This is a genomic window from Niastella koreensis GR20-10 (genome assembly GCF_000246855.1).
Taxonomy (GTDB): Bacteria; Bacteroidota; Bacteroidia; order Chitinophagales; family Chitinophagaceae; genus Niastella; species Niastella koreensis.
The window spans coordinates 3,560,456-3,572,321 of sequence record NC_016609.1 but is presented as its reverse complement, the minus strand read 5'-3'; the positions used below and the strand labels follow the sequence as shown (position 1 = coordinate 3,572,321).

General features: G+C 46.6%; 9 protein-coding genes. 7 read left to right on the top strand and 2 right to left on the bottom strand.

The genetic code is table 11. The annotated features are described in order from the left end of the window. The first annotated feature begins 150 nt into the window (after positions 1-150). Together NIAKO_RS14005 and NIAKO_RS14000 are read left to right on the top strand one after the other, a co-directional pair. Positions 151-1,281, top strand: a complete 1,131-nt coding sequence (locus NIAKO_RS14005) for a TIGR03118 family protein (protein ID WP_014219100.1) — start codon at positions 151-153, stop codon at positions 1,279-1,281. A 238-nt stretch (positions 1,282-1,519) separates the two neighbouring features. After that, a complete protein-coding gene (locus NIAKO_RS14000) occupies positions 1,520-3,436 on the top strand; it encodes a T9SS type A sorting domain-containing protein (RefSeq protein ID WP_014219099.1) in 1,917 nt (638 codons plus the stop codon). A 151-nt stretch (positions 3,437-3,587) separates the two neighbouring features. Here the strand turns inward: NIAKO_RS14000 and NIAKO_RS13995 are convergent, their stop codons facing one another. After that, a complete protein-coding gene (locus NIAKO_RS13995) occupies positions 3,588-3,878 on the bottom strand; it encodes a hypothetical protein (protein WP_014219098.1) in 291 nt (96 codons plus the stop codon). 107 nt (positions 3,879-3,985) lie between these two features. On the opposite strand from NIAKO_RS13995, the gene NIAKO_RS13990 reads away from it, so the two are divergent. Next, on the top strand, positions 3,986-6,220 hold the full coding sequence (locus tag NIAKO_RS13990) for a glycoside hydrolase family 3 N-terminal domain-containing protein (RefSeq protein ID WP_014219097.1): 2,235 nt from the start codon (positions 3,986-3,988) through the stop codon (positions 6,218-6,220). Between the two features lie 18 nt (positions 6,221-6,238). Here NIAKO_RS13990 and NIAKO_RS13985 read toward each other — a convergent pair whose 3' ends face one another. Next, on the bottom strand, positions 6,239-7,792 hold the full coding sequence (locus NIAKO_RS13985; RefSeq protein ID WP_014219096.1) for a glycoside hydrolase family 43 protein: 1,554 nt from the start codon (positions 7,790-7,792) through the stop codon (positions 6,239-6,241). Positions 7,793-7,951: 159 nt separating this feature from the next. Between NIAKO_RS13985 and NIAKO_RS13980 the strand changes: the two genes are divergently transcribed. From NIAKO_RS13980 to NIAKO_RS13965, 4 genes are all read left to right on the top strand, one after another. Continuing rightward, on the top strand, positions 7,952-8,929 hold the full coding sequence (locus tag NIAKO_RS13980) for a hypothetical protein (RefSeq protein WP_081195977.1): 978 nt from the start codon (positions 7,952-7,954) through the stop codon (positions 8,927-8,929). Between the two features lie 124 nt (positions 8,930-9,053). Next, positions 9,054-10,349: an MFS transporter gene (locus tag NIAKO_RS13975; RefSeq protein WP_014219094.1), complete on the top strand. Its 1,296-nt coding sequence runs from the start codon at positions 9,054-9,056 to the stop codon at positions 10,347-10,349. Further along, positions 10,337-10,945, top strand: a complete 609-nt coding sequence (locus tag NIAKO_RS13970; protein WP_014219093.1) for a CDP-alcohol phosphatidyltransferase family protein — start codon at positions 10,337-10,339, stop codon at positions 10,943-10,945. The genes NIAKO_RS13975 and NIAKO_RS13970 overlap by 13 nt, the downstream gene beginning before the upstream one ends. Positions 10,946-10,962: 17 nt before the next feature. Beyond that, entirely contained in the window at positions 10,963-11,865 is a 903-nt protein-coding gene (locus NIAKO_RS13965; protein ID WP_014219092.1) for an arginase family protein, read from the top strand. Position 11,866: the final 1 nt, after the last annotated feature.

Below are 11,866 nucleotides of genomic sequence, written 5' to 3'. Positions count from 1 at the left end.
ATAATTGTCGGCAACTTTTATAGTTAACCTGCGTAATAATAATAACAACCCAAACTCTGTCTTAAAAGATCTCCCTGCATCATCCCCTGGCTCATAACCACCTGAAGTGAACCGGCTTTGAATTTCTTCACAGCTAAAACAAAAATTGTTATGAAGCTAACATTCCACAACACCTGGCGGTGTTACCTGGCAGCAACTGCCATGCTTTCCTTTGTTTTTTTAACCCAAAGTTGTTCTAAACTGGAGGATCTTATCCATCACAAAGAGAACAAGGATCCCTCGTTGAAAGACTACAACCAGGTAAACCTGGTGAGTAACAACGATGAATATGGCGCTATGCATGTGGACGCCCATTTGCTCAATTCCTGGGGATTGACATTCAGCGCCTCGGGCATTGCATGGATAGGCAGCAACGCGGGACATGTTTCCAATGTGTATGACAAAGATGGAAATATGCTTGCCGCAAGACCCGAAGTAGCCATTCCTTCGCCCACTGCAACAACGGGCGGCATGCCAACAGGTACCGTGGTGAACAGTGATACCAGCAGCAAGGAGTTTTTATTGTCGAATGGCACACCCGGGCGTTTCTTTTTTGTAGGCACCGATGGGGTGGTCTCAGGTTGGAACCCGGCTGCCGGCAATTTTGCCTTAAGAATAGCCGCCAACATGGGCGCAGTTTATACAGGGCTTACCATGGCTAAAAACAGCGGCGGTGAATATCATTTATATGCAGCCAATTTTAAGTCGGGTAAAATTGAAGTATGGGACAAGAATTGGCACGCTGTTAATTTACCTTTTAAAGATCCGGACCTGCCTTCGGGCTACGCGCCTTTTAATATCCAGTTGGTCAATGGCAGTTTGTATGTGATGTATGCCAAGGTTGGTCCCAATGGAGATGAAGAACATGGAGTGGGGCTGGGTATTGTTGACGTGTACAATACGAACGGGGTATTGGACAAACGGTTTGCAACAAAGGATAAGTTGAATGCACCCTGGGGTGTTGCCTGGGCGCCGGACACTTTCTTTACTGATGATGATGGTAAACCCACTTCCGCTGTACTGGTTGGTAATTTCGGCGATGGGTATATCAATGTTTTTAATACGAGTGGCAAATTTATCGGACAACTCCGTGGCCTTCATGGGAAGCCTTTACAAATTGATGGTTTGTGGGCGCTTATGTTCCCACCAGCTACCGCAACAACCGTTGATCCTAACCGCTTGTATTTTACGGCCGGTCCTGATGATGAAAAGGATGGGCTGTTCGGATATATAACCAAGTAATTCTGCATGTTATAAAAAAATAAAGCCATACCCGGGTGGCTTTATTTTTTTATATTAATGTTTGAATATCAATAGGGTTTGTATGTAAGTAATTGTAATAATCTCTGTAGCCTCCATTAAATGGAAATTAATTTATCATAGCTAAAAAATATTACTATGATATACGGGTTTATTTGTATTATTTTGTCGCCGTAATTGTTCATAAACCCGAGGGATACCCCCCCCTAAAATCCGTACCATGGAAAAACTTTACCGCTCAATCGGTAATTCATCGTGCTTATTTGGCACCCCTGTACCGTTTACTCTTTCACTATTATTTTTCTTACTGTTTACCATCGCTGGCCAGGCACAGGTTACCTATAATGCCTATGCAAAAGTTACGGGCATAGCCACCGTAAGTGGTAAGTCGCAACTGACCATTACCAATGCCAGTACGGCTGGCCATACCTGGGGCGTGAATGATGAAGTGATTGTTTTGCAAACGCAGGACAATGTGATCAGTGGCACTACTAATAATAGCAGTTTTGGTTTATTGTCGGGCATTTCCAATGCCGGTGCGTATGAAATTGCTGTTATTTCCGGATTAGGCGCTGGTACCATTACGCTCAACAAAGTATTGACCAAACCTTTTAATACCGGCAGCAATGCGAGTGTGCAGGTGGTAAGTTTTACCTCGTTAAGTGCAGGTAATTTTACTACTACGGCCAACATCACGGCCCTTCCCTGGGATGGGACCAAGGGCCGGGGCGGCGTAGTGGCTATTACGGTACCTGGTACGTTGACCATTAAACATACTATTACTGTTGACGGACAGGGTTTTGCCGGTGGCGCTGCTTCCAGTAATTCTTCTACACCAACCTGTGGATCAACAGGAAACTATACCTCTAATTCTACCATTTATGGGGCAAAAGGGGAAGGCATTTATTTAGTGAACACAGTTACCGATCCTACTTTTGTTCGCGGCCGCGCCAGAATTTTAACAGGCGGTGGCGGTGGTAATTCCGGTGGGGCCGGCGGCGGTGGCGGCAGTAATTATTCTGCCGGTGGCGATGGTTCCTACTACTGGACATGTAGTGATGGCGGTGGCTTAGGCGGCGTTGCGCTAAACCTGAGCATGGCCACCGGAACCCGCGCATTTTTAGGCGGTGGCGGTGGCGGTGCCCAGGGTAATAACGGGACACAAACAGCTGGTGGCAATGGTGGGGGCATCATATTTATCAGGGCTGGCTCCATCAATACCAATTGCGGCAGCGGCACGCCAAAGATTACTGCGAACGGGGCTAAACCGGCTACTTCGGGTTCCGATGGCGCCGGCGGCGGTGGTGCAGCCGGTACTATTGTTTTACAGGTTGGATCTTATACCGTTCCTGGTGCCTGCCCGCTTACAATACAGGCAAATGGCGGCGATGGCGGCGATGTTAATAGCTTTTTCCCCTATGGGGCCGGCGGTGGTGGTGGTCAGGGCGCTGTAATGATTAGTGGCAGTCCTGCTATGAGTAATATCACTACTATTACCGTACCCGGAGCTGGTGGCGCCATCAGTAATTTTTTTAGTGGCAATGCCGCAAACGCAAGTGGGACCAATGTATCCGGAGTGGTTGGCGGAATTGGCATTGTATTACCTGTTAGGTTAACTTATTTTGGTGCTGAAAATAAAAACGACAAAGCCGTATTAACCTGGAGCAGCGCCGACGAACAGAACGTAACATACACTGTTGAACGTTCTACCGACGGCAGCAATTTCACTGCTATTGGCAGAGTGGTTGGTACCGGTCAGTCTAATTATACGTATACAGATGCAAACCCCATCAATGGCACGGTATATTACCGCCTGATAATGACGGGCGATCAGACAGCTAAAACCACTTACTCCTCAATAGTGAGTGTAAGTGCCAGCAATGCAACGCAGGTGGCAATGGCATATCCCAACCCGGCCCACGATCATTTTTATGTTCGCATAAGCGGTAATAACACCAATAAACTTTATAAAGTAGCGGTTACTGATCTGGCTGGTCAGGTAGTATATTCTACCACGGGCATACCTGCCAATAACATTATTAAGGTTACGCCAGGCAGAACATTGAAACCAGGATTGTATATGTTTAAAGTAACCGGAGATGGATTTGAGCAGAGTGGGAAGTTGATGATACAATAGAATAGTGAGTGGTGAGTAGTGAGTCGTGAGTTAACGCGCGATTTTTCGGATTTCCCGAATGTCGGGAACCCACTCACAACTCACTACTGACTACTCACAAAAAATATCCATAAATAAACAGAGGCCACTCATAATGAAGTGGCCTCTGTTATTATTTAATGATCGCTCTGCCGGTCGTAAAATTCATAGGTATGCGTGCCGGCGTTATTGCCGGGTACTGTCTTGCCAAAATGTAATCGTTACCGGCTTCCAGGCTTTCATTTACAAAGTGTAAACGCCCGGCCGGGCTGGTGGTGTTCAATCCCAGGTAACCGCCCGTAGTCAGCTGCATTTTTTCGCTGTTGTTAGTGATGAAGGGCAGATCGAAATCGCTGATAGTACCTAATATTTGATTAAAAGCAATCTTTTGGGTTGAATAGGGTAATTGTAGGGGCCCGCTCATAGCCCTGAAGTATATTTGACGTAGGTGTATGAAATGTTAAAGGCTTCGTTCTCCGTAATTTGCCCGAAGCCTTACCAGTAAACTTCAATCGAATAATGCATATTACAATGAACAGGATCTATTTGACTTTTTGTTTTGCCATTGGCCTTTCTGTTATTCATCTAAAAGCAACCGCCCAGAAAAAAACGATCGATCAGCGTGTTGATTCGGTTTTAAAGCTGATGACGCTCGATGAAAAAATAGGGCAACTGAACCAGTATTCCAGTAAAGAAGAACTGACCGGCCCGGCCGGGGAGAACAGCAATATTGCCCAGGAAATAAAAGCCGGTAAAGTGGGCTCCATGCTAAATGTACGCGGGGCCGACCGTACCCGCCGCATGCAGGAACTGGCCATGCAGGCGCGGATGAAAATTCCGCTGCTCTTTGGCCAGGATGTGATCCATGGTTATAAAATTACTTTTCCCATTCCCCTGGCCGAAGTGGCCAGTTGGGACCTGACCGCCATTGAACAGGGCTCGCGTATTGCCGCCATTGAAACCGCCGCCTCGGGGGTACACTGGACCTTTGCGCCCATGGTGGATATTGCCCGCGACCCACGCTGGGGCCGCGTAATGGAAGGCGCCGGGGAGGATCCATACCTCGGTAGCCTGGTGGCCAAAGCCCGGGTAAAAGGGTTCCAGGGAAAAGGTTTGGGCAACCTGGATGCGATCATGGCCTGTGCCAAACATTTTGCCGCGTATGGCGCCGCCATCGGCGGTCGCGATTATAACTCGGTTGATATGAGTGAACGCACCCTGTGGGAAGTATACCTGCCGCCCTTTAAAGCAGCCGCTGAAGCCGGCGCCGCCACCTTCATGAATTCGTTCAACGACCTGAACGGCATACCAGCAACCGGCAATGCTTACCTGCAACGCGACATTTTAAAAGGTAGATGGAAATTCCCCGGTTTTGTTGTAAGCGACTGGGGTTCTATTGGCGAAATGGTACCGCATGGTTTTGTAAAAGATAAAAAAGAGGCTGCCGAAAGCGCCATCAAAGCCGGCAGTGATATGGATATGGAAAGCCGCAGCTACACGGCTCACCTGGCGCAACTGGTTAAAGATGGAAAAGTACCCGTGGCGCTGGTTGATGATGCCGTAAAAAGGATTCTGCGCAAGAAATTTGAACTGGGATTGTTCGATGACCCTTACCGTTTCAGCAATGTGCAACGCGAAACCGCTACCGTAGGTATTCCGCAGCACCGCGAAGTTGCCAAAGACATGGCGCGCAAAAGTATTGTATTGATGAAAAATGAGAAAGGGTTATTGCCGCTTTCAAAAACTACAAAAACTATTGCTATAATTGGCCCCCTGGCCAAATCGGAAGACGATATGCTTGGTTTCTGGAGTGTGGGCTGGCCCGATAACAGCGATGTGGTATCGCAATGGGAAGGTATTCAGAACAAAGTAGGCAATAACGCCAAGCTGCTGTATGCAAAAGGCTGCGATGTAAGTGATACCAGTCGCGCCGGCTTTGCAGAAGCAATTGCTGCGGCACAAAACGCCGATGTGGTGATCGTTAGTGTGGGCGAACGCCGTGAGATGAGCGGCGAAGCAAAAAGCCGGGCCAATATTCATTTGCCCGGTGTGCAGGAGGAACTGTTACAAGCTCTGCAGGCAACCGGTAAACCTGTTGTTGTATTAATAAATGCCGGTCGTCCGCTGGTGTTTAACTGGACGGCAGACAACATGCCCGCCATCCTGTATACCTGGTGGCTGGGTAGCGAGGCGGGCAATGCTATTGCCGATGTGTTGTTTGGCGATTACAATCCTTCAGGCAAACTGCCCATGAGCTTCCCCCGTACCGAAGGACAAATTCCCATTTATTACAACTATTTTAATACCGGCCGTCCTGCTCCCGATGATGACAACCCGGCGCGTTACCGCAGCGGTTATATCGACCTGCAAAAAAGCCCGCGCTTTGCATTCGGACACGGTTTAAGTTATACCACCTTTACCTATTCCGATCTGCAGTTGAGCAAGCCAGCTATGAGCGCCGGCGATTCCATTGTGGTTACATTTAAGTTAACCAACAGCGGCAAGGTAGCCGGTGAAGAAGTAGCCCAGTTGTATTTGCGCGATGAAATAGCTTCGCTGGTACGCCCGGTAAAAGAGCTGAAAGATTTTAAAAAATTGATGTTACAACCCGGCGAAACCCAAACCGTTCGTTTTGTGATTAAAAAAGATAAGTTGTCGTTTTATAATCAACAACTGCAATGGGTAGCGGAACCTGGTGATTTTGATCTGATGATTGGCGGCGCTTCGAATGATATAAAGTTGAAGGGGAAGTTTGAGTTGAAGTAGGAGGGGCGTTTCTGGTTATTAGTAAGAAACAGGATGCATGTTGAACCAGTCGAAGTCAACATAGCCGCCGGGTTGTTGGGTGGCATAATTGAATAGACAGAATTTGTTCCCGGTAAACAGGCTAAGACTGAATTTCATGTGTAACTCATTACCGAGCGGGGTGAATGATCGGTTGTCGAAACTGTATTTGAACAATGCTTTTTGGCTGCTGTTTGATGCAATGGTTTGCAGGTAGATGGTTGACTGGTCAATGGCAACGGAGTCGATCGTTTTTCCATCATTTACCATAATAACATATTTCCTGCCATTCGTTTGTTTAACGCCGATATACGCATAAGGGTCCTGGAAAACGGCCAGGCCTGCTATGTCGCCGTCCTTCATGTGGCCGGTTTCCATTTTGGTAATACCGGTGGTTGCTAGGGAATCAGCATAATACGTAAAAGGGCGTTGGGTGAGCGTGTTGCGTGCTTCGCGCAAACCAGCGACCGGTTTTCCGGTTGTTAAACGTAAATACCCTGGTCTTTGCGTCAGCGACCATCTTGCAGGGTCGGGGTTGTGGTTCCAGCCCCATTGCATGCCCAACGTTTTACCGGTAAACTCATCTGAAGTAGGAAATGTTTTAACCGGCCATACTTTTCCCACATTTGGTTTTTTATGGGTAATAATGCCTTTGCCATCCACACCAACCATCGGCCAGCCATCTCTCCAGGTTACGGGCTGTAAGGAAGGAAAGCGCCCGAACGGACCGCTGTCTACAAACAGCATAGTCCACCATTCCCCGGTGGGCGTTTGTATCAGGGCGCCCTGGTGAATGCCAAAAGTTACACCAGGGGTGGTATCGCGGATCACTACCTTTTGTTCGTATGGGCCATAAATATTTTTTGAACGCAGCGCTACCTGTATGCCATCACGACCGCCATAGGTTCCGTATAAATAATAGTAGCCATTGATCCTGTATACGTGTGTTCCTTCCAGGCCTTTGCGAATATCGCCGGTATATACCAGCGAATCATTCGTTTTGGGCGAAAAGTCGGGGTTCAATTCAGTGATATTTATTTTGCTATAGCCATGCGCTACGTAAATTCTCCCGTCCTCATCAAAGAATAAGCCCGGATCATAAAAACCCTTCGGCAGTTTCCGAATTTCCCAGGGCCCTTCGGCTGTTGATGCGGTACACATAAAACCTCCTTCGTTGAGCGTAATAAATAACAGGTGAAATTTTCCATTATGGTATTTCATACTGGTAGCCCATTGACCGTGGCCATACCGGTTGCAGCTGTCAAGATCGTAACATTTACCGAAATCGAAACGGGGAATGGCATTACTGCAATATTCCCAGTTTACAAGGTCGTGCGATTTAAGCACCGTAACTCCGGGAAATACATACATGGTGGTGCTGACCATATAGTAAGTGTCGCCCACCTGTATTACATCAGGATCGGGAAAATCGGCGGCAATTACCGGATTGGTATAGGTACCATTACCATTATCGCTGTGCAATTGCTGAGCGGGCAGCGTTTGGGACAGGATCAGTAAAAACAGGCAGCAGGCAATGCTAAGGCTTTTGAACATGCTTATCGTTAGTTGAGTGGTAAATTTCGATGAAATTGGTCTGTTTTGATAGTATATTTCATCAATTTGATAGTTAAATTGTTTAAGGCTGTCGACTATATCCTAATCAATAGTAATAAATAAAGACCAGCCTCGTTATTTTTGCTGCAATTTATGCTCATGCGACGGATTGTATTATTCATGGTTATGATAGGTTTAGCAGTGTATGCCATGGGGCAGGACCCTCACGTTAAAAGTATTGAGGAGATGAAGATCTGGTACAATCCGGCGTTGAAAACCGATACTGTGCCGGAAGCGCATGTAACGCTTCATAAAGTAAATTATCCGGGTGTTATGTCAACCACCAGCAGGTCGATAACCCTTGAGCTGGTTTTTGAACGGAATATAGAAACGGTTAATGCCGTTCCATTCTTTACCCTTTCTGCAGGCATAAATGTAGATAATGCCAGCAGCAGCCTCATGAAGGCTTCCTCGGCGATGCTGGCGCTGGCGTATGCATTGCCGCTCGATTATAATAATACCTTTTTAGCGCTTGGCTTCCAGGGAAACTATTCTTTCAACCAGGTAGGTGTTACCGGATCTTATTACAGTTTTCCTGCTGATTTCGATCAGTTCGGTGCGTTTAACTGGGCAGTTAAACGCGACCCGACGGAATCGGGTTACAATATGGGATATTTTAGTTTTAATGCCGGCGCGGCTGTTTTTCACACCGTAGAAGAACAACAATGGTATGTTGGTTTTTCTACCCGGTACATCAATCATCCTTATACGGAGTGGGACCACATCAGCGCTTTGCCTACCACTTTTGGCGTACAGGCCGGTTATACAGCGGCGCTCAGTGAACGCACGCAGCTCAGCGGGTATGGTACTGTTTCCTTTGTAAGCGGTTCATCATCTTCTATCCCTGAACAATACATCGGTATCCGCGGCATCCGGAAGATCTATGTCAACGACAGCGCATTCTTTCACCTTTCCGCCGGGGTGGGAATGAACTTTCACCAGGCCCTGCAACCCAATGTGCAATTGCAATGGGGACGGCACCTGTTTGGTGGTTACCTGGATCTCAACCTGCCCAATAGCACATCGGCCTATTATAAACGAAGATCTTTCTCACTTTTGTACAGATACGAGATATAGAAAAGAATTCCTGGTTGCCGTCTGCCTTTCCGGCTGATTGAATAAAGTAAAAGATATGTTAAATTAGAAAAGGGCTATCTGCCAAAGGGTTGGATAGCCTTTTCTATTAGTGTATGTTTGTTACATGCCCCTAAAAACCCAAAACAAGACTGTCAATGCCTGGTGTTGGTACGATTGGGCTAATTCGAGTTATTCACTGGTGATTACCTCGGCCATCTTTCCCAGTTATTTTTTAAGTCTGGCCCCGCCTGCTGGCAGTAAAACCGCCTGGTGGCATAATATCAGTAACTCTGTGCTGTATGCGTACATGTATTCATTTGCTTCCCTGTTGTTGTTGTTTTTAAGTCCGTTGTTTGGGTCCATAGCCGATTATTCGGGCCGGAAGAAATTATTTATGAGCTTTTTTTCCTATATCGGCTCGGTGAGTTGTATTTTCCTTTTCTTTTCAACGGCCGATCAGATGATGCTGATCGCAAGCCTGTTTATAATCTCAAGTGTTTGTTACAGCCTTGGGGTTGTGTTTTATAATGCCTATATCCCTGAAATTGCCACGCCCGATCAGTTTGATACCGTTAGTGCAAAAGGCTTTGCCTGGGGGTACCTGGGCGGCATGATCGCCCTGGTAATAAGCCTGCTGGTGATCCAGTTTGCAGCACGCTTCGGTTTTACACAAGAACAGATCGATCATTATATTCCCGTGCGGGTTTCCTTTGTGTTTATTGGTTGCTGGTGGCTGGGTTTTGCCTGGTATTCCATAAAAGGACTACCGGCCGATAAAAAAGGAAATTCCATTACCCGGCAAAGCATTTTACAATCCTATAACCGCATTAATAAAGCATTTTTACGCGCCCGCGGCCACAAGGCCATCTCTATATTTCTATTGGCCTTTTTCTTTTACGACATGGGGTTGACCACGGTAATGGGCATGTCGAGCGTATTTGCCACCAAAACGTTGAACCTGAGAACTGCCCACCTCATTGGCGTTATCCTGATCCTGCAACTGGTGGCCATCCTGGGTTCGTATGTGTTTTTGTTCATTGCCAAAAAGGTAAATAATATTTTTGCGGTGAAAACTGCAGTGTTATTGTGGGTGCTGGTTTGTTTTATCGCTTATACCATCCAAAGCATAACACAATTTTATGTGATGGCTGTACTGGTAGGGTTGGTGATGGGTGGCACCCAGGCCTTATCGCGATCGGCGTTTGCTGCACTGATCCAGGAGGAAAAAGATGAGTATGCCACGTATTTTAGTCTGTATGATGTGCTGGATAAAATGGGAGTGGTGATCGGTACCTTTATGTTTGGCTGGATAGAATATGTGACCGGCTCCATGCGCGATAGTGTGGCTACCTTGAGTGTGTTTTTTATTATCGGTTTTATCTTCTTACAACTTATAAAAAAGAACGCTTGGAAAAAATAAAAAGGGCCATTCCCTTTTCGCTGGTGATCTTTCGCCTGTTACTGGCGCCTGTAATGATCATCTGGACACTGCAAACCCATCAAAGCGGCTGGTTCCTGGTAACCTGTTTATGGGCCGGGATGATCTCCGATATATTTGATGGCATTATTGCCCGTAACCTCGGCGTGGCTACTAACAGCCTGCGAAAATGGGATGCCAATGTCGACATCGTGTTCTGGATGGCTGCCGGCGTTAGCATCTGGCTGTTGAATGGCCGGCTTATCCAGGATCATCTTTATTTTATCATTGTTTTGTTTATCCTGGAACCGGTATCGGACCTCATCAACTTTTTTAAGTTCCGGAAAAGCGGCTGCGCACATAACTGGCTCTCTAAGTTATGGGGATTGAATTTGCTGGTGACCTTTACTATCTTGCTGGCAGGGTTTGAACCGGTGGTGCTTTTTCGCATTTGTCTTGTAAACGGACTCATCTCGCAAATAGACCGGATCATCATTTCTTCGCTGCTGCCAAAACCGGAATGCGATATCCCTTCGTGTTATCATGCGTGGTTGAGGAGAAAGGGGAGGGCGTTTAAAAGGTATAAGTTGTTGAATTAATAATTAAATTCATTTTCATGACCGGCCATAAAATAAACCTGTTCGAATTTCCAACCAACCTGGGATTGATAAAAACCGATTATGCCATTGAGCCAGGTGTAAAGAAGTTGCCCGATTGGTTAAAACAATTCGGTTTTCATGATCAGGTCAATCCTGATAAAGTTGTTCGTTTGGAACCACCGGCTTATACCATGCTGGTTGATAAAGCATCGCAGGTAAGAAATGCCGATAGTATTGTGGCCTATGCAAAAGAACAGGCTGCGCTTTTGTACAACGAAATCAATGATGATTCTTTTCAACTGATCCTTGGTGGTGATTGCAGTATTCTTATAGGGAGCGCTGTTGCATTGCGGCAAAAAGGGAAGTATGGAATATTCTACCTGGACGGACATACTGATTTTATCTGGCCCGAAATGTCGGGCACCCATGGCGCTGCTGGTATGGATCTCGCTATAGTAGCGGGTCACGGCCATGAAAAGCTGACTAATATCAATAATCTGAAACCATATATCCAGGAAGAACATATTTACTGTGTGGGTAACCGCGAGTACGATGCTAATTATGAGAAACCTGTCATCGACTCCAATGTAGCCTATTATCCACTCAATCGCTTACGGGGAAATGGATTGCAAAATACCGTGCAACAATTTCTTCAAACGGTGAAACAACAAAACCTGGATGGGTTCTTTATTCATTTTGATGTGGATGCCCTGGATGACCAGGTTATGCCGGCGGTTGACAGCCGCACACCAGATGGGCTTTCGTACGATGAGCTGGCTGAGATCCTGGCTCCATTACTATCGAGCAGGAAAGCAGTTGGCATGGAAATTACCATCCTCGATCCTGATCTGGATGAGGATGGTAGGTATACAAAAGAGTTCAGTGATAAAATAGTTAAGCTAATAAATGGGGCAAAATAAA